This window comes from Herbaspirillum sp. alder98 (assembly GCF_020179755.1).
Taxonomy (GTDB): domain Bacteria; phylum Pseudomonadota; class Gammaproteobacteria; order Burkholderiales; family Burkholderiaceae_D; genus Herbaspirillum.
In genome coordinates, this window is the sequence record NZ_JAIUCY010000004.1 from 322,395 (window position 1) to 347,902 (window position 25,508).

18 protein-coding genes are annotated in these 25,508 nt (G+C 62.0%); 3 read left to right on the forward strand and 15 right to left on the reverse strand.

Annotated elements, in window-relative coordinates; all coding sequences use genetic code 11:
• Positions 1-602: 602 nt before the first annotated feature.
• The 9 genes from typA to LBW87_RS11965 all read right to left on the reverse strand — a co-directional run bounded on the left by typA (position 603) and on the right by LBW87_RS11965 (position 15,141).
• Complete coding sequence (gene typA / locus LBW87_RS11925) at positions 603-2,438, reverse strand: translational GTPase TypA (RefSeq protein WP_225201684.1); 1,836 nt, start codon at positions 2,436-2,438, stop codon at positions 603-605.
• Between the two features lie 144 nt (positions 2,439-2,582).
• Entirely contained in the window at positions 2,583-3,593 is a 1,011-nt protein-coding gene (gene truB / locus LBW87_RS11930; protein WP_225201685.1) for a tRNA pseudouridine(55) synthase TruB, read from the reverse strand.
• 123 nt (positions 3,594-3,716) lie between these two features.
• The gene (gene rbfA, locus LBW87_RS11935; protein ID WP_225201686.1) at positions 3,717-4,109 is read right to left on the reverse strand and encodes a 30S ribosome-binding factor RbfA; all 393 of its coding nucleotides are present in this window, start codon (positions 4,107-4,109) and stop codon (positions 3,717-3,719) included.
• Between the two features lie 114 nt (positions 4,110-4,223).
• A complete protein-coding gene (infB, locus tag LBW87_RS11940; protein WP_225201687.1) occupies positions 4,224-7,064 on the reverse strand; it encodes a translation initiation factor IF-2 in 2,841 nt (946 codons plus the stop codon).
• A 46-nt stretch (positions 7,065-7,110) separates the two neighbouring features.
• Entirely contained in the window at positions 7,111-8,676 is a 1,566-nt protein-coding gene (gene nusA / locus LBW87_RS11945) for a transcription termination factor NusA (RefSeq protein WP_225201688.1), read from the reverse strand.
• Positions 8,673-9,167, reverse strand: a complete 495-nt coding sequence (rimP, locus tag LBW87_RS11950) for a ribosome maturation factor RimP (protein ID WP_225201689.1) — start codon at positions 9,165-9,167, stop codon at positions 8,673-8,675. Before rimP ends, nusA begins: the two co-directional genes overlap by 4 nt.
• A 315-nt stretch (positions 9,168-9,482) precedes the next feature.
• Entirely contained in the window at positions 9,483-11,588 is a 2,106-nt protein-coding gene (locus LBW87_RS11955; RefSeq protein WP_225201690.1) for a pseudouridine synthase, read from the reverse strand.
• A complete protein-coding gene (gene scpB / locus LBW87_RS11960; RefSeq protein WP_225201691.1) occupies positions 11,575-12,579 on the reverse strand; it encodes an SMC-Scp complex subunit ScpB in 1,005 nt (334 codons plus the stop codon). Before scpB ends, LBW87_RS11955 begins: the two co-directional genes overlap by 14 nt.
• Before the next feature lie 420 nt (positions 12,580-12,999).
• The gene (locus LBW87_RS11965) at positions 13,000-15,141 is read right to left on the reverse strand and encodes a putative bifunctional diguanylate cyclase/phosphodiesterase (protein WP_225201692.1); all 2,142 of its coding nucleotides are present in this window, start codon (positions 15,139-15,141) and stop codon (positions 13,000-13,002) included.
• A 275-nt stretch (positions 15,142-15,416) separates the two neighbouring features.
• Here LBW87_RS11965 and LBW87_RS11970 point away from each other — a divergent pair, with 275 nt between their 5' ends.
• Positions 15,417-17,012 carry an FMN-binding glutamate synthase family protein gene (locus tag LBW87_RS11970; RefSeq protein WP_225201693.1) on the forward strand — a complete coding sequence of 532 codons (1,596 nt, stop codon included), beginning with the start codon at positions 15,417-15,419 and terminating at the stop codon, positions 17,010-17,012.
• A gap of 63 nt (positions 17,013-17,075) precedes the next feature.
• On the opposite strand, the gene LBW87_RS11975 is transcribed toward LBW87_RS11970, so the two are convergent.
• From LBW87_RS11975 to ugpQ, 5 genes are all read right to left on the reverse strand, one after another.
• Positions 17,076-17,312 carry a sulfurtransferase TusA family protein gene (locus LBW87_RS11975; RefSeq protein WP_225201694.1) on the reverse strand — a complete coding sequence of 79 codons (237 nt, stop codon included), beginning with the start codon at positions 17,310-17,312 and terminating at the stop codon, positions 17,076-17,078.
• A gap of 123 nt (positions 17,313-17,435) precedes the next feature.
• Positions 17,436-18,014 carry an NUDIX domain-containing protein gene (locus LBW87_RS11980; RefSeq protein WP_225201695.1) on the reverse strand — a complete coding sequence of 193 codons (579 nt, stop codon included), beginning with the start codon at positions 18,012-18,014 and terminating at the stop codon, positions 17,436-17,438.
• 15 nt (positions 18,015-18,029) lie between these two features.
• Positions 18,030-20,654, reverse strand: coding sequence for an alanine--tRNA ligase (gene alaS, locus LBW87_RS11985; RefSeq protein ID WP_225201696.1), 2,625 nt, complete (start codon positions 20,652-20,654; stop codon positions 18,030-18,032).
• A gap of 234 nt (positions 20,655-20,888) precedes the next feature.
• Positions 20,889-21,092, reverse strand: a complete 204-nt coding sequence (locus LBW87_RS11990; RefSeq protein ID WP_225201697.1) for a hypothetical protein — start codon at positions 21,090-21,092, stop codon at positions 20,889-20,891.
• Positions 21,093-21,223: 131 nt separating this feature from the next.
• Positions 21,224-21,991 (reverse strand): glycerophosphodiester phosphodiesterase, encoded by a 768-nt coding sequence (gene ugpQ / locus LBW87_RS11995; protein ID WP_225201698.1) that lies wholly within the window; start codon positions 21,989-21,991, stop codon positions 21,224-21,226.
• A gap of 152 nt (positions 21,992-22,143) precedes the next feature.
• Here ugpQ and LBW87_RS12000 point away from each other — a divergent pair, with 152 nt between their 5' ends.
• Positions 22,144-23,310, forward strand: a complete 1,167-nt coding sequence (locus LBW87_RS12000) for a sensor histidine kinase (RefSeq protein WP_225201699.1) — start codon at positions 22,144-22,146, stop codon at positions 23,308-23,310.
• 25 nt (positions 23,311-23,335) lie between these two features.
• On the opposite strand, the gene LBW87_RS12005 is transcribed toward LBW87_RS12000, so the two are convergent.
• Positions 23,336-23,476: a hypothetical protein gene (locus LBW87_RS12005; protein WP_225201700.1), complete on the reverse strand. Its 141-nt coding sequence runs from the start codon at positions 23,474-23,476 to the stop codon at positions 23,336-23,338.
• 232 nt (positions 23,477-23,708) lie between these two features.
• On the opposite strand from LBW87_RS12005, the gene LBW87_RS12010 reads away from it, so the two are divergent.
• Positions 23,709-25,460 carry a glutamine--tRNA ligase/YqeY domain fusion protein gene (locus tag LBW87_RS12010; protein WP_225201701.1) on the forward strand — a complete coding sequence of 584 codons (1,752 nt, stop codon included), beginning with the start codon at positions 23,709-23,711 and terminating at the stop codon, positions 25,458-25,460.
• The last annotated feature ends 48 nt before the right edge of the window (positions 25,461-25,508 follow it).

Consider the following 25,508-nt stretch of genomic DNA (forward strand, 5'->3'; position numbering starts at 1 on the left):
TGGTCCCGCCGAGCGGGCAATTCGATGCTGTGCTTCCATGAACAGGCCCGGCGGCAGGCTGCCACGCAGGCGCAGGCCGAGATTTCAGGGTCTGCGCATTATACGCGCTCGGCACCTCATCGCAGACGCCGCAGAACCCCGCCAGGCCGCCAACCGGCAAATAGAAAGCCCGCAAAGCTTGCGCATTGCGGGCTGGTGTCCCCTCTATCCTCTGTGAGATAGGATTTTTATACTACGGACACGATTCTGCACCACAAACCGGCAAACGTCATTTCGCATTGCACAAAAAAGGTGCCTTCAATGCGATTGGCAAAACTGATTGGGATTTTCTATTTTCCAGGCCACCCTCCCTGCACCGGAATTCCCGGCACATCAGCCACGTCGGAAAAGGCAAAAAAAAACCCACAACCTTGGTTGTGGGTTTGAATCCAATTCTTTAGGAGGAAATTGGAGGAGACAGGTGTAACTATATGGCACCGCATCATGACTGTCTGCTTTATTGTGCTGATATCTGATATTCACGAATCAGATATCAACCTTTTGCAGCAGCCCTCCCGACGACCTTCATACTGCTGGCCGCCGTTTTCCTGCACTGAACCAGATTACTCGCCGCGCGATGCCTTCTTGCGCTCATGTTCCTTCAGGTAACGCTTGCGCAGGCGGATGCTCTTCGGGGTGACTTCGACCAGCTCGTCGTCCTCGATGAATTCAACCGCGTATTCCAGCGACAATTCGATTGGTGGCACCAGGCGCACTGCTTCGTCGGTACCGGAAGCGCGCACGTTGGTCAGCTGCTTGCCCTTGATCGGGTTGACCACCAAGTCGTTGTCGCGCGAGTGGATACCGATGATCATGCCTTCGTAGACCGGATCGTTGTGGCTGACGAACATGCGGCCGCGATCCTGCAGCTTCCACAGTGCGTAGGCCACGGCGGCGCCGTCATCCTGCGAAATCAGCACGCCGTTGCGACGGCCGGCCATTTCGCCCTTGGAGGTGTCGATCGTCTTGTAGTCGTCGAACACGTGGCTCATCAGGCCGGTGCCGCGGGTCAGGGTCATGAATTCACCCTGGAAGCCGATCAGGCCACGGGCCGGGATGTGGTACTCGAGGCGAACACGACCCTTGCCGTCCGGTTCCATGTTCTGCAGGTCGCCACGACGACGGCCCAGTTCTTCCATCACGCCGCCCTGGTGACCTTCTTCGACATCGACGGTCAGGTTTTCATACGGCTCCTGGCGCACGCCATCGACCATCTTGAACACCACGCGCGGACGCGACACGGCCAACTCGAAACCTTCGCGACGCATGTTTTCGATCAGGATGGTCAGGTGCAACTCGCCACGGCCCGACACTTCGTAGGTCGAGTCGTCGTCTTCCTTTTGCACCACGCGCAGCGCCATGTTCGACTTCAGTTCGCGCTCCAGGCGGTCACGGATCTGACGGGTGGTGACGAACTTGCCTTCGCGGCCAGCCAGCGGCGATGTGTTGACCATGAAGTTCATGGTCAGGGTCGGTTCATCGACCTTCAGCATCGGCAGGCCGTTTGGCGCATCCGGTGCACAGATGGTGGAGCCGATACCGATTTCTTCGATACCGTTGATCAGCACGATGTCGCCTGCCAGTGCCTCTTCGGCCAGCACACGCTCCAGGCCCTTGAAGGTCAGCACCTGATTGATGCGCGCCTTGGTCGGCTTGTCATCGGGACCGTTCATCCAGACCACGTCCTGACCGCCCTTGATGCGGCCAGCCAGGATACGGCCAACGCCGATCTTGCCGACGTAGGACGAGTATTCCAGCGAGGTGATTTGCAGTTGCAGCGGTGCGTCCGGGTCATCTTCACGGGCAGGCACGTATTCGAGGATCGCGTCGAACAGCGGCTCCATGTTGCCTTCGCGCACGTCAGGGCTCTTGCCGGCATAGCCGTTCAGGCCCGACGCGTAGATCACCGGGAAGTCCAGTTGCTCTTCGGTGGCGCCCAGCTTGTCGAACAATTCGAAAGTGGCGTTGATGGCCCACTCCACGCGTGCACCAGGACGATCGACCTTGTTGAGCACGACGATCGGCTTCAGGCCCAGCGCCAGTGCCTTGCGGGTCACGAAGCGCGTCTGTGGCATCGGGCCTTCCTGCGCATCGACCAGCAGCAGCACGCTGTCGACCATCGACAGCACGCGCTCGACTTCACCGCCGAAGTCGGCGTGGCCCGGGGTATCGACGATGTTGATGTGAGTACCCTTGTACTCCACCGCACAGTTCTTCGACAGGATCGTGATGCCACGTTCCTTTTCGATGTCGTTGGAGTCCATCACGCGGTTATCGACTTGCTGGTTTTCGCGGAAGGTGCCCGACTGACGCAGCAGCTGGTCGACCAGGGTGGTCTTGCCGTGGTCAACGTGAGCAATGATGGCGATGTTGCGGATTGCGCGGATATTGTTTGACATGTTGAATGTAGGTGGAGGCCTTCGAGAAGGCGCGCATTATACCATGCAGCGCCGCATTAACTTTAAAAACCCTGTGTTTTCAACGGCTTGCTATCCATTAACGATTGCGTTGAACACACTGGTTGATTCTTTTCGTACCCTCGCTCAGGCAGTCGACACCAGTCGCTCGGGCGCGAGTACGTCATACGGTTGCAGCAGGGCGGTACCCAGCAAGGCCAGGTCGGAAGCGCGATACACCCGCACCCGTCCGGGTTCTGGCGGCAATGCCACCGATTCCTTGCCAAGCGCCAGTCGTTGCCCCTGCAGGAAACGGCGCGCCAGTTCATCGGTGAGATGGACCGCCGCGAAACTCTGCAACAGGCCGTCTACTGGCAACAACAACGCACGACGATCGGCGACTTCGCCGGCCTGCTCCAGCTGCTCGAGCGTCACCGCCCCCTGCAGCGTCAAGCTCCCGGCGCCGGTGCGACGCAAGGCATTGAGGTGCGCGCCGCAACCGAGCGCGGCGCCGATGTCTTCACCCAGCACGCGGATGTAGGTGCCCTTGCTGCAGGTGACGCGAATACTCAGCATCGGTGGCGCAAACGCCAGCAACTCCAGGTGATGGATGGTGACGTCGCGCGCTTCGCGCTCCAGCGTAATGCCGGCGCGCGCATATTCGTACAGCGGCCGACCGTCGCGCTTGAGCGCCGAGTGCATCGGCGGCACCTGGCTGATGGGGCCGCGAAACTGCGCCAGCACCTGTTCGATCTGCTCCACCGTGCACTGCACGGGCTGCTGCGCCGTGACCTGGCCTTCGGTGTCGCCGGTGTCGGTCGTGATGCCCAGGTGGACCACGGCTTCGTAGGTCTTGTCGGCTTCGAGCAGGTCTTGCGAAAACTTGGTCGCCTCACCAAAACACAACGGCAACAAGCCGGTCGCGAAGGGATCGAGCGTGCCGGTGTGACCCGCCTTGGGCGCATTGAGCATGCGCTTGGCGCGTACCAGCGCATCGTTGCTGGACAAACCGACCGGCTTGTCCAGCAGCAGCACGCCGTGTACCGGCACGCGCGGCGGGCGGGCCGGCCGCTGGGCGCCGGCATGGCGTCGCTTGGCGCCTTGCGGCGCAGCGTCGTCGATAGGGGGCAACTGGGCTGCCGTCTGAATATCCGTCATGGGTGACAACGACCGATTGCGACGACGGGCGCCGCGCAGGTCAATGCTTATCTGTAGTGCTGAACAATCGAAAGATGAGGCGCCGGCGGCCATGTCATGCGGCCCGGCCCCGTGGACGGCGACTCAGGCGTCGTCGTCGGCATCCTTGGCGCGGGTCGCGTTGGCTTCGTCGATCAGGCGCGACATTTCGATACCGCGCACCGTCGAGTTATCGTGCACGAAATGCAGTTCCGGCAACGTATGGATGCTCAAGCGACGACCCAACTGGCTGCGCAGGTAACCCGATGCCTTGCGCAGACCGGTGAGGGTATCGCGCACCGCGTCCTCGCTATCGACCAGGGTCGTGAAGAAGACCTTGGCGTGCGCGTAATCGGGGGTGATCTGCACTTCTGTCAGGGTAACCATTCCCACGCGCGGATCCTTCACTTCGAAGGCGATCAGTTCCGCCAGGTCGCGCTGGATCTGGTCGGCGACGCGCAAGCCGCGTCCGGGAATGGATTTGCTATGTTTTGCCATTACTCTAAAAAAACAATCGCGGGACCATTCCCGCGACGAAACCTGCCTGATGCCGTTACGACGCCGTCGCAAGCAGCGACGACCGGAGGCAATGCGCCACCGGTCGTCGTCCGCTTACAGTGACCGCGCCACTTCCTGGACTTCGAAGATCTCGAGGTGGTCGCCCACCTGGATGTCGTTGTAGCCCTTGAGCGAGAGACCGCACTCGAAGCCCGACTTGACTTCCTTGGCGTCGTCCTTGAAGCGCTTGAGCGAGTCGAGTTCGCCGGTCCACACCACCACGTTGTTGCGCAGCAGGCGTACCGAAGAACCACGCTTGACCAGACCTTCGAGCACGTAACAGCCGGCGATGGCGCCAACCTTGCTGACCAGGAACACCTGGCGAATCTCGACCAGGCCCAGCGACTGCTCGCGCTTTTCCGGCGCCAGCATGCCCGACATCGCAGCCTTCACGTCATCCACCGCATCATAGATGATGTTGTAGTAACGGATATCCACGCCCGAGCTCTCGGCCAGCTTGCGCGCCGACGCGTCGGCACGGGTGTTGAAGCCGATGATGACAGCCTTCGACGCCACCGCCAGGTTGACGTCGGATTCGCTGATGCCGCCCACGGCAGCATGCACGACCTGCACGCGCACTTCGCCTGTGGACAACTTCTGCAGCGAATGCACCAGTGCTTCCTGCGAACCCTGCACGTCGGTCTTGATGATCAGCGGCAGGTTCTTGACCTCGCCCTCGCCCATCTGTTCGAACATGTTTTCCAGCTTCGCGGCCTGTTGCTTGGCCAGCTTGACGTCGCGGAACTTGCCCTGACGGAACAGGCCGATTTCGCGGGCCTTGCGTTCGTCGGTCATGACCAGTGTTTCTTCGCCGGCCGACGGCACTTCCGTCAGACCCTGGATTTCGACCGGAATCGATGGACCCGCTTCGGTGATGCTCTTGCCGGTCTCGTCGACCATGGCACGCACACGACCGTAGGACGAACCGGCCAGCACCACGTCGCCGCGCTTCAAGGTACCGGATTGCACCAGGATCGTTGCCACCGGGCCGCGGCCCTTGTCCAGCTTGGCTTCGATCACCAGGCCTCGGGCCGGGACGTTGATCGGGGCAGTCAGTTCCAGCACTTCGGCTTGCAGCAGGACGTTTTCCAGCAGCGAGTCGATACCGGCGCCGGTCTTGGCCGATACTTCGATGAACGGCGAATCGCCGCCGTATTCTTCAGGCACGACCTGTTCAGCGATCAGTTCCTGCTTGACGCGATCAGGATTGGCGCCCGGCTTGTCGATCTTGTTGATCGCCACCACCAGCGGCACGCCGCCGGCCTTGGCGTGGGCAATCGCTTCCTTGGTCTGCGGCATCACGCCGTCGTCGGCTGCCACCACCAGAATCACGATGTCGGTCGCCTTGGCACCACGGGCACGCATGGCGGTGAACGCCTCGTGACCCGGGGTATCCAGGAAGGTGATCATGCCGCGCGGGGTTTCCACGTGGTAAGCACCGATGTGCTGGGTAATGCCACCGGCTTCGCCGGAAGCAACCTTGGCGCGACGGATGTAATCCAGCAGCGAGGTCTTGCCGTGGTCGACGTGACCCATGACGGTGACCACCGGTGCGCGCGGCAGCAATTCGGCGTCGGCGTGTTCTTCGCCTTCGACCAGCAGCGCTTCCGGATCGTCTTCCTTGGCCGGATGGGCGCGATGGCCCATTTCCTCGACCACGATCATCGCGGTCTCTTGATCCAGCACCTGGTTGATGGTGACCATCTGGCCCAGCTTCATCATGTGCTTGATGACTTCAGAAGCCTTGACCGCCATCTTGTGCGCCACTTCGGACACGGTGATGGTTTCAGGCACATAGACGTCATGCACCACGGCTTCGGTCGGCACCTGGAAGTTGCTTTCGCGCGAATCGTCGCTATTGGAATGACGACGACCGCCCTTACCACCTGCACGCCAGCCGCCATCGCGACCGCCGCCGCCAGTGGCGCCGCGCGACTTGAGGCCGCCCGGACGCTTCTTGGCTTCGTCTTGCCAGGTCGACGACACATTGGCCGACTTGATCGACTTCTTGTCGGCAGTGGCCACCGCCGGCTTCTTGTCGTCCTTCTTCTCGCCCGGCTTCTTGTCGGCAGGCTTGTGCAGCGTACCTTCAGGTGCCTTGGCGGCAGGCGCCGGCTCGGGCGCCTTGATCACACGACGCGGAGCATTCATCATGGCCTTGATCTGGGCCACTTCGTCTTCCACCGCCTTGCGCGCACGGTCGTTGGCAGCAGCACGATCGGCTGCTTCCTTGGCCGCTTCGGCTGCCTTCTTCTTGGCTTCCTCGGCGACTGCGCGCTTCTTTTCTTCTTCCGCCGGATCAGCGGCAACCGGTGCCGCCTGGGCACCCGCCTTGGCCTTGGCCTTTTCGGCCTCGGCCGCTTCGGCAGCAGCACGCGCGGCTTCGGCTTCAGCGGCTTCGCGAGCACGCTTCTGCTCCAGCTCGGCAGCCTGCGCCTGGGCAGCACGTTCAGCTTCCAGTTGCGCCAGGCGTTCTTCCTGGGCCTTCAATTCAGCCTGACGACGAGCTTCTTCCTCGTGACGAGCCTGCTCTTCAGCGGGGTCGTTCTCAACCACTGCAGCACGCGGAGCGGCTTCATCGGCAGTCGGTTCGTCACGCTTGATGAAGGTGCGCTTCTTGCGCACTTCCACCTGGATCGTGCGCGATTTGCCGGTCGCATCGGCCTGCTTGATCTCGGTCGTTTCCTTGCGGGTCAGCGTGATCTTCTTCTTCTCGCCTTCAGGCGCGGCGCCACGCGAACGACGCAGGTGTTCGAGCAGGCGATCCTTGTCTTCTTTCGACAGGGAATCGGATGCAGAGCTTTTTTCGACGCCAGCCGAACGCAACTGGGTAAGCAGCAGATCAGCCGGCATTTTCAGCTCGGTGGCAAATTGGGCAACGTTGGTACTCGCCATTCAGTCCTCTTTTCTATGTGGCTCGACAGATGATGTGGAGATGCGCTCAGCCCTTGACGGCTTCGGTCGCACTCCATGCGCGGGCTTGCAATGCCTTGGCGCGTTCATCGTATTTGGCGTCGATGAGCTTCATTTCATCGTCGGTCACATTTTCAAATGCATTTTCAATCAGTTCACGTGCGCGTTCGGAAGGCAGTGCCAGGATCGCGCCGAACTCGTCATAGGCCAGGCCGGCAAAACCGGCCAGCGTCTTCACGCCCGCCAGACCCAGCTTGCCCGCCAGTACGCGGTCGAGGCCTTCGAAGTTGATCAGATCATCTTCCATGCCTTCCAGGCCTTCTTCGGACGCAATCGCCTCGGTCACCAGCGCATCGCGTGCGCGGTTGCGCAGCTCGTTGACGGTTTCTTCATCGAACGACTCGATCTCGAGCATTTCAGTGATCGGCACGTAGGCGATCTCTTCCAGCGTCGAGAAACCTTCTTCCACCAGGATGTCGGCCACTTCCTGGTCCACATCCAGCTTTTCCATGAACAACGTACGGATCGCCGCGGTTTCGAGCGCCGACTTGTCGGCCGATTCCTCGGCGGTCATGATGTTGATCTGCCAACCGGTCAGTTCAGCCGCCAGGCGCACGTTCTGGCCGCCGCGACCGATGGCGATGGCCAGGTTCTCTTCATCGACCACCACGTCCATGGCATGCTTTTCTTCGTCCACCACGATCGAGCTGACGTTGGCCGGTGCCAGCGCGCCGATGACGAATTGCGCCGGGTCTTCGGACCACAGCACGATATCGACACGTTCGCCACCCAGTTCACCGGTGACTGCCTGCACGCGCGAACCGCGCATGCCCACGCAGGTACCGATAGGATCGATACGCTTGTCGGCGGTAAACACGGCGATCTTGGCGCGCACACCCGAGTCACGGGCAGCCGACTTGATTTCCAGCGAACCTTGTTCGATCTCAGGCACTTCGAGTTCGAACAGCTTCATGATGAATTCAGGCGCAGTACGCGACAGGATCACTTGCGGACCGCGTGCACCGCGGTCGATACGCAGGATGAACGCACGCACGCGATCGCCGATACGCAGGTTTTCCTTCGGGATCATCTGGTCGCGCGGCAGGCGCGCTTCGATCTTGCCCGATTCGATGATGGCGTCGCCACGCTCCATGCGCTTGATGGTGCCGGTGACCAGTGCATCACCACGCGCCAGGAAGTCCGCCAGGATCTGTTCGCGCTCGGCATCACGGATGCGCTGCAGCACGACCTGCTTGGTGTCCTGGGCAAAGCGACGACCGAATTCGACCGACTCGATGGCTTCTTCGATGTACTCGTCGACTTCCATGTCGGGATACTGTTCCTTGGCTTCGAACAGCAGGATTTCCTGATCGGGCAATTGCAGGCCGGCCTCGTCGGGCACCACGTGCCAGCGGCGGAACGACTCGAACTCACCACTTTCACGGTCGATCGAGACGCGAATGTCGACTTCGCCTTCATAGCGCTTCTTCGTGGCTTGCGCCAGGGCATGTTCGAGCGCCCCGAAGACCACATCCTTATCGACGTTCTTTTCGCGCGCCAGCGCATCGACCAACAACAAAACTTCGCGACTCATGCTTTGCGACTCCTAAAATCGACCTGCGGCACCAGTTGTGCCTTCTCCACGTCAGCCGGGGTAAAACTCAGTACCGCCGACGACCCATCGTTTGCTTCAAATTCCAATACCAGGTTCTCACCCTCCGCCTCACGCAAGATGCCTTGATAGGTCTTGCGATTGGCCGTATCGGGCAGCGGCACTCTCAGCTTGATCAGCGCTTCGCAATCGACGAAACGCACGAAATGGGCAAACTTCCTGAGAGGCCGGTCCAGACCGGGCGAAGAAACCTCGAGACGCTCATACGCCACGTTTTCAACCGTGAACACGTGGAGCAACTGATGCGTCACCTTCTCGCAATCCTCGACAGTGATCGAGCGCTCCTCTTCGGCCGCGGGATCGAACGGGAAATCGATGAAGACGCGCACCAGACCTCGCGAGGCCTTCTCCATTTCGACCAGTTCGTAGCCCATACCCGACAGGGTGGACTCAATCAGCTCCAGCAATTGCAAGACTATTTCTCCGTATAGACGCCGGCGTGACACGCCTGCATCGAAATCCATCAGCAAAAAAAAAATGGGCATCCGCCCATCTTTTGTTATCTCTCACGCAACCTTCAGAGAGCTCGCGAACCAATCCACTTGCCACTCATTTCCTACTCGGAGCATGGTGCAGGCGGATCTACGGTGATTTTTCACATATGCGATTCGCGACGGGTTGCGTTTAACTTGCGCATTATACTCGATTACGGTATGAGCAGCAATTCGAGATTGGATCAACGTGCGTCTGCGCCACGCCAGGCGGTGCAGACGCCGATACCCGGGGACTTAACGACCGCGCCCGCCACCGCCACCACCGCCGCCGCGGCGAACGATGTTTGGCAGACCCGGCAAGCCGAACGAGGCAGCCTGGCCGCCACGCTGCGGGCGGTTGTGACGGCGCTGACCGGCATCCGGGAAGCCCAGTGCAGTCTGCAGCGGATCCGGTTGCCGGCTCTTCTGCTGGCCACCCTTGTTGCCGCCGCCGTTGCCATTTCCATAACCACCACCACCGCCGTTACCATTACCGTAACCGCCGCCATTGCCACCGCCGTTGCCGTAACCACCACCATTACCGCCACGACCACGCTGCGATGGACCGCCATTTCCCTGTGCCTGATTGCCACGGGGGCCACGCGGACCATTGTTCTGCCCACCTTGTGCGCCCTGCCCCTGGCCAGGACGGCCATTGCCACCGGCCGACTTCTGTTGCTCGCCACCGGCTTTTTCCATGCCGCAGGCTGCCAGCAAACCACGCACGGCATTTTCCTCGAGCTCTTCCCAGCGGCCGCGGCGCAGCGTCTGCGGCAGTGCCATGGCGCCGTAACGCGTACGAATCAGACGCGAAACAGTCAGGCCGACCGCTTCGAACATGCGACGCACTTCACGATTGCGGCCTTCGCCGATGGTCACGCGATACCATTTGTTGACGCCTTCGCCACCGCCATCGGCGATGCGCGAAAACTGCGCCGTACCATCATCGAGCTCAACGCCGTTGAGCAGGCGCTGACGCATGCCTTCCTCGAGCTCACCCAGGGTACGCACTGCATACTCACGCTCGATGTTGTAGCGCGGATGCATCAGGCGATTGGCCAGGTCACCGGAGGTGGTGAACAACAGCAAACCCTCGGTATTGAAGTCGAGACGACCGACAGCAAGCCACTTGCCCGCCTTCATGGTCGGCAAACGATCAAACACCGAATTGCGGCCCTCGGGGTCGGCATGACTGACGATTTCGCCGGCCGGCTTGTGATACACCAGCACGCGCGGCGGACGCTTGGTCACCTTGCGCTGCAACAGCTTGCCGTTGATCCGGACCTGGTCGGTCGGCAGAATGCGCTGACCGATGTGGGCAGGCTCGCCGTTGACCGACACGCGGCCGGCAACGATCAGCTCTTCCATGTCGCGGCGCGAACCCAGGCCGACATCGGCCAGCACCTTGTGCAGCTTGGGCGCATCGTCCTCAGCGGTCAGGTCGCGGCGACCGTTCTTGCCGCGCATCTGATGCTGTTGCTGGCCACGGCCGCCCTTGTCCTCGCGGTCGTAGGCTTCGGACGTGACGAACGAGAAGATGTCGTCGCCCTGCTCGCCGGAACGCAGTCCCAACTGAGGGGCCTTGGGCTTCTTGTGCCCCTTGTCGAATGGCTTCTTGCCGGGCTGCTGGTTCTTGTTGAACTGCTGGCGCGGCTGCTGTTCTTGCGGCGCACCACCTTCGACGGCGGCCGGACGCTGTTGCTGCACGCCACCTTCGGCACCGGTAGCGGCACGCTGCGCGGCACGGTTGTTGCGCAGCGCGCGCGGACCGCGCACACCACGGCGCGCCGGCTTGGCGCGATTGGGATCGACCGGCGCATCCAGCAGCACCGGCGGCGCCGACACTTCGTCGCCAACGGTAACGGTCACCTTGTGCGATTCAGGGGGCGCGACAGCAGCCACCGTCACGCGTAGCGGAGGCGCCATGTCGAAGCTGAGCTGGTCGGCGCCCGCCGAAGCAGCGGATTGCCCTGCATTGTCTTCCTGCGAACGCGATGCACGCGGCTTGCCGCGCGGCGCGCGGGCAGGCTTGGCAGCATCATCGACCACCGGCGCGGACTGCTCGGCGCTGGCGACGGGCTCCGCCGACTCGGCCTTCTTGACGCGAGGCTTGGTCACGCGCGCCTTCTTCTCCGGCGCAGCAGTCGCCTCGACTGCCTCGGGCTGGGGCGCAGCCTGATCATCTGCCTTCTTGGCACGCGGGGCGCGCTTTTTGGGCGCAGCCTCGGCAACGCTCTCGGCGACCACAGGTGCGGCGTCGGCAGCGGCAGTCACCTTGCGGGTGCGCTTCTTGATCGGCTTATCGGCTGCGTTGGCAGCAGCGTCGACGGCTTGCTCGTCTTGGGAACTAGTTGGTTTCATTCTTCAAATCTTGAGTATGCGGGCCCGGCTCGGCTTGATTGTCGCGCTCGTCGGCCTGGTCATGGGAATCGATCTCTGCGCCGTCCGTATCCTCGTCGGTCGCGCGGGCCTCGTCGCCTGTTACGGCAACTGCCTGCCCAAAAGGTTCTTGCTCTTCGTCATTCGATGGTTCGGTCGGATCCGGCGTCACATCGGTCGCAGGCGCTTCCACCTGCGGCGCATCGACATCAACACCCTGTTCAACATCCGAACCGGCATCGACTGCCGTATCGTCCTGCACTTCACTTGCCTCTACCGTCATTGCCTGGTCTTCGGAGGCCACCGGCAGCGCTTGCTGCCCAGCGACTTCCAGATCCAGCTGATCAGCATCCTGCGCCGGCTCTTCAGCGCCCAACATCTCGGCGGCGCCTTCGAGCGCCTGCAGTTCGAGCAATGCGCCCTGTACGGCAGCGTCGCCACCCACGTTCTGCAACGCCGGCAATTGTTCGAGCGAGGTCAGACCCAGGTCATCAAGGAACTTGCGCGTGGTGGCAAACAATGCCGGCCGGCCAGGTACGTCACGGTGACCGATGGATTCTATCCAACCACGGTCCTCCAGCATCCTGATCGTCTGCGAATTGACTGCAACACCCCGAATTTCTTCAATATCCCCCCGTGTCACCGGCTGCCGGTACGCGATGATGGCCAGCGTTTCGAGCGTGGCGCGCGTATATTTCGGCGGCTTTTCCGGATTCAGGCGCTCCAGATAAACCTTCATCTCGGGACGACTCTGGAAGCGCCACCCGGTCGACAGGTGCACCACTTCCACCCCGCGCCCCTCCCAATCGGCACGCAGCTCTTCGATCATCTGCTTGATGTGTTCGGCAGTGATCTCGCTCGGCTGGTCGTGTTCTGGATCGGCGTACAGCTTCTTCAGGTCGTTGATCGATAACGGTTCATGCGTGCATAGCAGTGCTGTTTCGAGGACTTTCTTCGCCTCTGCAATATTCATGTACGACTCTTGTGCGTCTTGTTGATTAAACAAACGTTGGTTTGTACTAGGCCCGGCCAGACGACTGTGCCGCTGACGGCAGCGCCCATGAGGATATCGGTCACAAAATTACCGCGTACGCGAGATGCTGTAGGTACTGCTTTCCGGTGCCCGATTTTTAGGAGATAGACTGAGCTGGAAAATCAAGACTTGGCAAGACTTGGTCCGAGCAGGCATTGCTGGATATCACGCCACTGCAAACGCCTTGGTAGCGGCAGGATGCTGACAACTGGCTTGTGCTGTGCCATTTCAACCATCGCTCTGCGCCATGGAGCCATGATGCCGCGCAGGTCGCGGCGGTCGGGCGCAGAGTAAAATGTACTGCGCGAAAGTGTAGCACAAAGATTTCGCTACTTGGGTGCTGTTGCGCGCCCTACACAACTATTTGCCTTCAGCACCCCGAATTGCCTCATCGCGCAGGCGCAGCGTGAAGTCCTCGACACTCATCGGCTTGCCAAAATAGTACCCCTGCACCTCGTCACAGCCGTTTTCGCGCAGAAAATCATGCTGTTGCTCATCTTCGACCCCTTCGGCGATGACCCGCAGGTTCAGGATGTGGGCCAGGGAAATGACCGCCTTCACGATGGCCGCGCTGTCGGCATCGCGCGCGATGTCGCGCACGAAAGACTTGTCGATCTTGAGCGCATCGACCGGAAAACGCCGCAGGTAGGACAGGCTCGAATAGCCAGTGCCAAAGTCGTCCACCGATATCTTCAGGCCCAGGTTCTTCAGGGCATGCAGCGTCGCCACCGTCTTTTCGGCATCCTTCATGACCACGTTCTCGGTGATCTCGAGCTCCAGCCAGGAGGCGTCCAGCCCGCTCTCGGCCAGCACATTGGCCACGAACTCGATCAGCGACTGATTCATCTGCCGCGGCGAAATGTTCACCGCCACCGGAATCGGCAGCAATCCGGCGTCCTGCCATGCCCGGTTCTGGCGGCAGGCCGTACGCAACACCCATTCGCCGATCGGCACGATCAGGCCAGCCTCCTCGGCAAACGGGATGAAGCGGTCCGGCGCCACCATGCCCTGCTCCGGCGACTGCCACCGGATCAGCGCCTCGGCGCCGATGATGCGGCCATTGCTCAGACTCAACTTGGGCTGATAGAACAGGCGGAATTCGTCGTGATCCAGCGCGCGGCGCAGGCTGATCAGCATATCCAGGCGATTGCTGACCTGGGTATCCATCCAGGGTGCGAAGAACTGGAAGTTGTTGCGCCCCTGCTCCTTGGCCTTGTACATCGCGGAATCGGCCTTCTTGAGCAAGGTTTCGACATCCTTGCCGTCGTCCGGATAGCGACTCACCCCGATACTGGACGTGATGTGAAACTCGCGCTCGCCCACCGGCCAAGGCTTGGCCACCGCCGCCAGGATCCGCTGCATCACCTCGGCAATGGCGGCCTCGCCACTCTGGTTCTGCAACACCAGCACGAATTCGTCGCCGCCCTGGCGCGCCACCATGTCGGAATCGCGCAGGCAGGACATCAGCCGCTGCGCCACCGTCTTGAGCAATTCATCGCCCACCTGGTGCCCCAGGCTATCGTTGATGTACTTGAACTGGTCGAGGTCGACGAAGGCGACCGCCGTCATGCTGCCCTTCTGGCGCCCCTGGATCGCACGCTGCAAGTGATCATGCAGCATGTTGCGATTGGGCAATCCGGTGAGCGCATCATGGGTCGCCTGGTGGCGAATTTCGGCCTCATAGAGCTTGCGCTCGGTAATCGCCTCGACCGTGCCCTCGTAGAACATCAGCGTGCCGGCTTCGTCGTGGACCGCGCGGGCATTTTCCGAAATCCAGATGATGTCGCCGTCGCGCCGGTAGACGCGCGACTCGAAGTTCGACACCGATCCGTGCTGCGCCATCATGCGCATGAATTCGCTGCGGCGTTCGGATTCCACATACAACTGGTGACGGATGTCGCGCAGGCTGACGATCAGGTCTTCCGGTGAGCGGTAGCCGTAGATCCGGGCCAGCGCCGGGTTGACCGCAATATAGGTGCCGTCGGGCGTCGTCTGGAACACCCCTTCGATGGCATTTTCGAAGATGCTGCGGTAGCGCCGCTCGGCTTCCTGCAGGGCTTGCGCGGCTTCCTTGCGCTCGGTGACATCCTGCATGAACCCCTCGACCGCCTCCACTTCGCCGGCCGCGTTGTAGATCGCCACACCCCGATCCCATACCCAGCGCACCGAGCCGTCGGCGCAGACGATACGGCATTCGACATCGAAACGGCGCCGCTGGCGCAGGCATTCACCGATGTGCCAACGCACCAGTTCGCGGTCGTCCTCGTGGATCAGCTGCTCGAATGAGAGTTGCTGGTTCAGCAGCAGGTCCTCGGGCAGATGTCCCGTCAGCGGCAGGCAGCCTTCGCTGACAAATTCCATGGTGCGCTGCGCGTCATCGCGACAGCGATACACCATGCCATCCAGGTTGGCCAGCAGGGTTTCCAACAACCGCGGAGAACGCGGAATCGCCCCCGGATGAAATAATTCCTCCGGAGAAATACTCAAAGCCGCTGTTTTCATAAAACCATCGCGTGTCCCCCGCCCTGATGCGGATATGGTGTGGTTGAGATCGCCGCCATCGATAGCAGTCTGCTTTGCTGTTGCCAAGCAATAACGATGCCACGCACCAAGTCGATCCGCTACGTATCGCAGCCACCCGGTCTGGCCAGATGAATGCAAATCGACAAGAAATACCCCTCAGTTCGGCTCACTCAGCCGGGCAGTGGGAGCGGTAGAATCATCGGCGCTGGCAGCACATGCTGACTCTTACAATCACAACGACAAGCAAATCTCATATGTGGGCAAATCGATATCTGGCGTTCTGGCTGGTCACGCTCCTGACCGTGACCCTGGCGCTGCTGGCCGGCGGGCAATTCATCAGTTGGGGATGGGTGCTGGTGCCGTTGGCGTTATGCGCCCTCGGGGTACGCGACGTGGTCCAGCGCCGGCATGCCGTGCTGCGCAATTACCCGCTGATCGGCCACTTCCGCTTCCTGTTCGAGTCGGTGCGCCCGGAACTGCGCCAGTATTTCTTCGAAGGCGAGATGGATGGCACTCCCTTCTCGCGCAAGAAGCGCAGCATCGTCTACCAGCGCGCCAAGGGCGAAGTCGACAGCCGCCCGTTCGGCACCGAGCTCGACGTGCAGCAGCATGGCCACGAGTGGATCGGGCATTCGCTCTCGCCGACCCGCATCGCCAGCCACGACTTTCGGGTCACGGTCGGGGCCGGGCGCGCCCAGCCTTATTCGATGTCGGTCTTCAACGTCTCGGCCATGAGCTTTGGCTCGCTGTCGGCCAATGCCATCCGTGCGCTCAATCATGGCGCCAAGAAGGGGAATTTTGCGCATGACACGGGCGAAGGCTCGGTATCGGCCTATCACCGTGAATTCGATGGCGACCTGGTGTGGCAGATCGCCTCCGGCTATTTCGGCTGCCGCCATGCCGACGGCAGTTTCGACGACGACAAGTTCAGCCTGCAGGCACAGGCGCCGCAAATCAAGATGATCGAGGTCAAGCTGTCGCAGGGCGCCAAGCCGGGCCACGGCGGCGTGCTGCCGGCAGCCAAGATCACGCCCGAGATTGCGGCCACGCGCGGCATCCCGATGGGAGTCGACTGCATCTCGCCGGCGGTGCATTCATCGTTCTCGACACCCGTCGGCCTGCTCGAATTCATCGAGAAGCTGCGCTTGCTGTCGGGGGGCAAACCGGTCGGCATCAAGCTGTGCGTGGGCCATCCATGGGAATTCTTCGGCATCGCCAAGGCCATGCTCAAGACCGGGATCGTGCCCGACTTCATTACCGTCGATGGTGCCGAAGGCGGCACCGGCGCGGCGCCCCTGGAATTCGTCGACCACGTCGGCATGCCGCTGCAGGAAGGCTTGCTGATGGTGCACAACACACTGGTCGGCATCGGCCTGCGCGACCAGGTCAAGATCGGCGCCAGCGGCAAGATCATCACCGCCTTCGACCTGGCGCGCACGCTGGCGCTGGGTGCCGACTGGTGCAATTCGGCGCGTGGCTTCATGTTTGCACTGGGCTGCATCCAGTCGCAGAGCTGCCATACCGACCGCTGCCCGACCGGGGTCGCCACCCAGAACCAGAGCCGGGCGCGGGCGCTGGTGGTGCCTGACAAGGCCGAACGGGTATACCGTTTCCACCAGAGCACGCTGCATGCGCTGCAGGAACTGGTGCAGGCGGCCGGGCTGCCGCATACGTCGGCGCTGCGGCCGCACCACATCGTCAGGCGCATCAACGACAACGAGATCCAGCTGATGTCGACCGTACTGAAATACCTGCAACCGAACGATTTGCTGGATGGCAATTACCGCTACCAGGTCTATGAACAGTTCTGGCCCATCGCACGGGCCGAGAGCTTTCATCCCAGCTTCTGAGAACCGTTCTGGTGCACCAATGAAAAAAGCCCGCGATGCGGGCTTTTTCGTTTTGGCGACAGCTTATTTGCGCTTCATGAAGAAGATGAACTCCTGGTCATCGTTCTTGCATTGCGACAGCAGGTCATTGCCAGTCTGCTTGGCGAACGCCTGGAAATCGCGCACGGAACCCGTATCGGTGGCCGTTACCCTCAATACCTGCCCGCTGCTCATGTCGGCCAGCGCCTTCTTGGTCTTGAGGATCGGCAACGGACAGTTCAACCCGCGCGCATCCAATTCCCGGTGAAATTCAATGGTCATACTGCGACTCTAAATGGAATACAACGAAATCGATTTTACTGCAAAGATGCGCCGAGTTGATGCATTGCACAAGAATTGTTGTTTTCGACGCACTAAGCTTGTGCATCAGCAACTCGGAACGGTTCAGGGAGCGATCCTGGGAAAGCTGTTCAAGGCCGCCGGCAACTCTGCCAACGGCGTGCTGGAGCCGGCGAATTCGACATATTGCACCGGCAAGTCGCGGGCGCGCATCCAGTCGGCGACGGCATGACCGGTCCCGGCCGGCCAGGGTCGCATGTCGGCCGGATCGCTCAGGCGATACTCCAGCAACTCGGGTGACAGCCGGATGACGCCGGTCGCCCGCACGTGGTAAGCGATGATCAACTCATTCTTGCGAATGAATTCATAGACCCCGATGAGGCTGATCTGCTGCGCGTCGAGATCGGTTTCTTCCTTGATCTCGCGGGCGATGCCCTCTTCAGGCGTCTCGCCGCGCTCCATGAAGCCGGTGATCAACGCGAAGCGCCCCTCGGCCCAGGCCGCATTGCGGGCCGTCAGCAACTTGCCGTCGATCTCGACCAGGGCGGCCAGCACCGGCAACGGGTTATCCCAATGGGTCCAGTGCCCGTCAGGGCAAGCCAGGCGGACCTTGCCGCCTTCGTCCTCGTCGGTGCGCAGCACCAGCGAGGCAGCGCACACCGGACAGAATTTGAAGTCGCTCATCGGGACCCGTTCAAATCACAGCTTGGCGCCGACCCACTCGGCCACACCTTGCAACGCACCCGGCAAGCCCGACGGATCGGTACCGCCCGCCTGGGCCATGTCGGGACGACCGCCCCCCTTGCCGCCGACCTGCTGCGCCACGAAATTGACCAGTTCGCCGGCCTTGACGCGGCCGGTAGCGTCAGCGGTGACGCCGGCGATCAGGCTGACCTTGCCATCGTTGACCGCCGCCAGCACGATGGCGGCGCTCTTGAGCTTGTCCTTCAACTTGTCCATGGTCTCGCGCAGGGTCGCCACGTCGGCGCCTTCCAGGGTTGCCGCCAACACCTTGACGCCCTTGATATCGAGCGCCTGGTTGACCAGCTCGTCACCCTGGCTGGAGGCCAGCTTGGACTTCAGTCCGGCCAGCTCCTTCTCGAGCGCCTTGACCTGGTCCTGCACCTGGCCGATGCGCTGGGTCAGCTCTTCGGGCTGGACCTTGAGCGCGGCGGCCGCTTCGGCCACCCGGTTCGACAGCGACTGCACCAGCGCCAGCGCGCCTTCGCCGGTCACTGCCTCGACCCGGCGAATACCGGCGGCAACGCCACCTTCGGAGACGATCTTGAACAGACCGATGTCGCCGGTGCGCGTGACGTGCGTACCGCCGCACAATTCGGTCGAGGTGCCGATCGACAGCACGCGTACCTCGTCGCCGTACTTCTCGCCGAACAGCGCCATGGCGCCCGCGGCGATGGCATCGTCATAGCCCATCAACTTGGCGCCGGTGGCGACGTTGGCCAGGATTTCACGGTTGACGATCTCTTCGACCCGACGGATCTCGTCGGCGCTCAGCGGCGCATTGTGACTGAAGTCGAAACGGGTCTTGTCGGCATCGACCAGCGACCCCTTCTGCGACACGTGCGAGCCCAGCACTTCGCGCAAGGCCTTGTGCATCAGGTGAGTCGCCGAGTGGTTGCGCACGGTGCGGCCGCGCTGGTCGGCATCGACCTTGGCCTGCACGGCATCGCCCACCGCCAGGCTGCCATTGATCAACTGGCCGTGATGACCCGGCACATCGGCCTGGATCTTGAGGGTATCGGAGACCGCAAACAGGCCACCGGCGGCTTCGAGCACGCCGGCGTCCCCGCTCTGGCCACCCGATTCGGCATAGAACGGCGTGGTGTCGAGCACCACGATGGCATCCTGGCCGGCATCGATCTTCTGCACCGGGCTACCGCCCACGTACAGCGCCACGACCTTGGCCGCCTGCGCCAGCGACTCGTAGCCGACGAAACGGGTCTTGTCGCCGGTATAAGAAATGGCGGCGGCCATCTTGAACTTGCCGCCGGCACGCGCGGTGGTCTTCTGGCGTTCCATGGCGGCGTCGAAGCCAGCCTCGTCCAGTTCGACATTGCGCTCGCGGCAGATGTCGGCCGTCAGGTCGAGCGGGAAGCCGTAGGTGTCATAGAGGGTGAAGGCGGTCTCGCCGTCGAGCTTGCCGGTGTTGCCTGCCAGCGCCGCTTCGAGAATCTTCATGCCGTGTTCAAGGGTCTCGCCGAAACGTTCTTCTTCCTGCTTCAAGACCATCTCGACCCGCGCTGCGGCTTCCGGCAACTCGGGATAGGCCGCGCCCATCTGGGTCACCAGGTCGGCCACCAGCTTGTAGAAGAAAGGCTTGGTCTGACCCAGCTTGTGACCATGACGCAGCGCGCGGCGGATGATGCGACGCAGGACGTAACCGCGACCTTCGTTGCCCGGGATGACGCCATCGACGATCAGGAAGGAAGTCGCGCGGATATGGTCGGCGATCACGCGCAGCGAGGCATTGCCCAGGTCAGCGGTGTTGGTTTCGCGCGCGGCGGCCTTGATCAGGTGCTGGAACAGGTCGATTTCATAATTGCTGTGCACGTGTTGCAGGATCGCAGCCAGGCGCTCCAGGCCCATACCGGTATCGACGCAAGGCGCCGGCAGTGGCGTGAGCGTGTATTCGCCGGTCTTGGCGTCGAGCTGGCGATCAAACTGCATGAACACGTTGTTCCAGATCTCGATGTAGCGGTCGCCGTCCTGGTCGGGGCTGCCCGGAGGACCGCCGAAGACGTCAGGGCCGTGATCGAAGAAGATCTCGGAACAGGGGCCGCACGGGCCGGTTTCGGCCATCTGCCAGAAGTTGTCGGAGGCATAAGGCGCGCCCTTGTTGTCGCCGATGCGCACCACGCGCTCCGGCGGCAAGCCGATTTCCTTGGTCCAGATGTCATAGGCCTCGTCGTCGGTCTGGTAGACCGTGGCCCACAGCTTGTCGGCCGGCAGGCCATAGACATTGGTCAGCAGTTCCCAGGCCCACTTCAGCGAATCGCGCTTGAAGTAGTCGCCGAAGGACCAGTTGCCCAGCATTTCGAAGAAAGTATGGTGACGCGCCGTGTAGCCGACGTTCTCCAGGTCGTTGTGCTTGCCGCCGGCGCGCAGGCAGCGCTGCACCGAGGTGGCGCGCACATAGTTGCGCTTGTCGGTTCCGAGGAACACATCCTTGAACTGAACCATCCCGGAATTGGTAAACAGCAGGGTCGGGTCGTTACCCGGGACCAGGCTGGATGACCGGACGATGGTGTGTCCTTTGGATTCAAAGAATTTCAGAAACTTATCGCGAATTTCGGCTGAGTTCATGTTCGAAGGCTGGTAAAAGACGGTGCAAAAGTGATTGCGAATCAGCGATTATACGTGATCCGCGCGCGAAGCCATATGGGATCGCAAGCCCGCCCCCAAGCGCCTTGACGCCCCGCTTGCAGGCAAGAAAAAACCCGTCGGGATCGCTCCGGACGGGTTGCGGGCCTTGGCACGGCCGTGCGTTCAGACGCCTGCATCATTCGCCCTTGCGGGCAAGCGACCGGGTCAGCGCAATCAGGCGCCCTTGTTGATGGGCAGTGCCGGCTTGGCCTTGCGGTGAGCGTGCTTCTTGTGCTTTTTATGCTTCTTGACGTGCTTGTGCTTGGCAGCTGGCTTGGAGGCAGCGGCAGGTGCACCAGGCGCCGGGGCAGGCTGAGCCATGACCGGCAGGGCGAAAGCGGCGACGAGCACGGCGGCCAGCAGTTTGTTGATCTTCATCATTTTCCTCACTAACTAATACGGTACATGTTATGTGCTTCACAAGTCTGTCGGCGCCCCCCCTTGGCAAATCCCCGACCTTGTGCTTCCTTAACGCCAGCTCGCGCCGGGGCGTTGACACGTAATTCGACTTATCCGCGCGCCCAGTCGGCGGCACTAACAAGATCGATGCGATCGGTGCAAAAGCCATCGACGCCCCAGCCGGCGATCTCGACCGCCCGCCCGGGATCATTGACGGTATAACAAAACAATCCGAAGCCGGCCGCCTTGACCGCTTGCGCCTGCGCCTGGCTCAGGTGCTTGTGATTGGTATGCAGCGCCACCGCGCCCAATTGCGCCAGCCGCGACTCCCAGTCGGCAGGAATCACGTCCACCAGGAAACCACGCGGCAGTTCTGGTGCCGCGTCCCTGGCCGCCAGCAGCGCCTCGAACGAGAACGATGAGAGCACCGGCAGTTGCGCCGCGCGATCGGGTTCTTTGATCGTCGTCGCCACGTGCCGCGCCACGGCCAGCGCGGTGAGCTCGCCCGTGCGCCGCGCCTGGGCCGGCGCGCCGGGCTTGATCTCGACGTTCATCCAGATGCCGTTGGCAGTACAGAAATCCAGCGCCTGCTGCAGCGTGCAGATGCGCTCCCCGGCAAACCCGGGGCCATGCCAGGCGCCGGCATCGAGCTCGCGCAGTTGCGCCCAGTCGGTCTCGGCGATGGCGCCGCTGCCGGGCAGGGTACGTCCGCGCTGGGGATCGTGCATCAGGATCGGCACTTCGTCGCGGGTCAGCATCACATCGAATTCGGCGGCGCGATAGCCGTACTGCAAGCCGGCGCGAAAGCCGGCCAGGGTATTTTCGGGCGCCAGGGTGCCGCCACCGCGATGGGCCAGCGCCCGTGGATAAGGCCACATGTTGTTCTCCGTTTGAAGTCGTCAGGGCAAGGCGCGCCCCCTCGGGGGCTTACCTTAGTGTAGATCGCGCCGGGCGACAAGCTCCTCGCGCGCAGGGAATCGGGGTACTATTTCACGCCCGACAGATCAGGACCTGCAGCCCGCATCATTCAATGAACCGACTAGACACTTCCATCCCTCCGCGCCTGATCCTGTTGTTGCGTGAATTGCTGTTCGCGCTGCTGCCCACGGTGGCGGTCAACCTGTTATGCGCGCTGGCGGTCACCACCCTGATGCACATCGGCCCCGGTTTCTACGAAAACCTGATGCTGGCCATGTGCATCGGCCTGCTGACGATGGTGTTGATCAACGGCTTCCGGGTGGCCATCTGGGGCGACGACAAGCCCGCCTGGATCGGTTTCCTGGCCTTGCTGGCGGTGCTGGCGCCGGCGTCGCTGCTGCTGGGCCGGGCGCTGTCGGCCCGTATCCTGGAACAACCCATCGTCTGGTGGCCGCTGGCCGGCAGCGATGGCGTCACCGGGGTGCTGGTGCTGATCTCGCTGGTCAGCGTGGGCGCGGCCATCTTCTTCTGGAACCGGGATAACGCTGCCTCCGCCCTGGCCAATGCCAGCGAAGTCGAAAAACATGCGGTGCAGGCGCAATTGCAGATGCTGCAGGCGCAGATCGAGCCGCACCTGCTGTTCGATACGCTGTCCACGCTGCAGACGCTGATCGGCGCCGAACCGCTGCGGGCGCAGCACATGTTGAACCAGTTGAACCTGTTCATGCGCACCACGCTGGCGACATCGCGCAATGACAGCACCACCCTCAAAAAGGAATTCGACCTGATCGGCGCCTATCTCGGCCTGATGTCGCTGCGCATGGGCCTGCGCCTGTCCTACACGCTGCAGTTGCCGGAACACCTGGGCCGCCTGCGGCTGGCGCCCATGCTGCTGCAGCCACTGGTCGAAAATGCCATCAAGCACGGACTTGAGCCCAAGGCCGACGGCGGCAACTGCACCGTGCGCGCCGCCCTGCACCAGGACCTTCTCGTATTGAGCGTATTCGACACCGGCGTCGGCCTGGCCAGCGGCGCCGCCCTCAACCAGCCTGCGCCGCGCGCTGGGCTGGGCGTGGTAGGCCGCAAGGAGCCCAAGATCGGCCAGCATTTCGGGCTGGAACATATTCGCGAACGGGTATCGACCCTGTACGGGCCGCTGGCCGAGCTGATCATTACCCACAACGTCCCGGCCGGCACCATGGCGCAGATTGCGATTCCGCTCAAGTCACTGAAATCGGTGCATCGCAACCCGGCCGGTCGCCGCACGCCGGCCAACTGATGGGTCGATTGGCATCAACGTGGCATCAACGGCCGTAGTAATAGCCCGGTCCGTAGTACGGACGGGCGTAATGCGGATGCGGCGGCCCGACCGGAACCACCACGCAAGCCGACAATGTGGCCGCGGCCACGGCTGCGGCAACCACCAGTTTGATTAGTCTTTTCATGATGCCCTCTCTGTTAGTGTCCGGGCCGAACCCGGTCCGGACAAGGGCAGATTGCCCGTGGCGTGGCACTACAGGTAATACAGGGCCGTATCATCTGTAACAAGAGCATCGAACCGATGTGGCTGGCGCACCGAAAAAATCTCTGCCCCGACGCCGCCTGGCCCGGTGCAAGCGGGCTCGCTGCGGTAGAATGCCTGCCATCTGAATAAACCAGCATCCTCCCGATTCAACCATGAGCAATGAACTGAAGAACGGCCACGCGCCGGTGCCGCCCACCAATTTCCTGCGCGGCATCATCGAGGCCGATCTGGTCTCCGGCACCTATGCCGACCGCAGCACCCACGATGGCGCCCCGCTGCCCCAGGTAATCACGCGCTTCCCGCCCGAACCCAACGGTTACCTGCACATCGGTCACGCCAAGTCGATCTGTCTCAACTTTGGCCTGGCACGCGACTACGCGGGCCGCTGCCACATGCGTTTCGACGACACCAATCCCGAAAAGGAAGAGCAGGAATACGTCGACACCATCCTCGACGCGGTCCAGTGGCTGGGCTTTTCGTGGGAACACGAAGGCGGACAGCACCTGTACTACGCCAGCAATTACTTCGACTTCATGTACGCCGGCGCCCAGGCGCTGATCCGCTCGGGCCATGCCTATGTCGACGAGCAGAATGCCGAACAGATGCGCGAAAGCCGCGGCACCCTGACCGAACCCGGCCGCAATTCGCCATGGCGCGATCGTCCCGCCGATGAGTCGCTGCGCCTGTTCGAAGAGATGCGCGACGGCAAGCACCCGGACGGCTCGCTGATCCTGCGCGCCCGCATCGACATGGCCAGCCCGAACATGAACCTGCGCGACCCGGCCATCTACCGTATCCGCCATGCCGTGCACCACAACACCGGCAGCAAGTGGTGCGTCTATCCGATGTACGCCTACGCCCACCCGGTCGAAGATGCGCTCGAGAATATCTCGCACTCGATCTGCACCCTCGAATTCGAAGACCAGCGCCCGCTCTACGACTGGGTGCTGGAACGCCTGTCCGCCGAGGGCATGTTCGCCAAGCCGCTGCCGCGCCAGTACGAATTCGCGCGCCTGAACCTGACCTACATCATCACCAGCAAGCGCAAGCTCAAGCAGCTGGTGGACGAGAAGATCGTCGAAGGCTGGGACGACCCGCGCATGCCAACCATCGTCGGCCTGCGCCGTCGCGGCTACACGCCGGAAGCGATTCGCCTGATGTGCGACCGCACCGGCGCTTCCAAGCACAACAGCTGGATCGACTATGGTGTGCTCGAAGGTGCACTGCGCGAGGACCTCGATCCCAAGGCGCGCCGTGCGGTGGCCGTATTGCGTCCGCTGAAATTGATCATCGACAACTTCCCGGCCGGCCAGAGCATCGACTGCAGCGCGCCGGTGTATCCGCCGTCGCATCCGCTGCATGACCAGGAACATCGTCATTTCCCGATCACCCGCGAGTTGTGGATCGAGCGCGAAGACTTCATGGAAGTCCCGCCCAAGGGTTATTTCCGCCTGTTCCCCGGCAACAAGGTACGCCTGCGTTATGGCTACGTGGTCGAATGCACCGGCTGCGACAAGGACCAGGACGGCAACGTCATCGCGGTGCATTGCACTTACTTCGAAGACAGCAAGAGCGGCACCGAAGGCAGCTCCACCTACAAGGTCAAGGGCAACCTGCACTGGGTCAGCGCCGAGCACGCACTGGCTACCGAAGTGCGGCTGTACGATCGCCTCTTCACCGATCCGCATCCGGATGCCGGCGGCAAGGATTTCCTCACCGCGCTCAATCCGAATTCGAAGGAAGTCATCACCGCCTATCTGGAACCGACGCTCAAGAGCGCCCAGCCAGGCGATATCTATCAGTTCGAACGGCATGGCTACTTCGTCGCCGATCGCGTCGATTCCACCGATGGCCAGCCGGTCTTCAACCGTGCGGTGACACTCAAGGACAGCTGGGGCAAGTAAGCATCCGGCGACACCACGGGCGGCGCGCAGTTCAGGGGATGCGCTGCC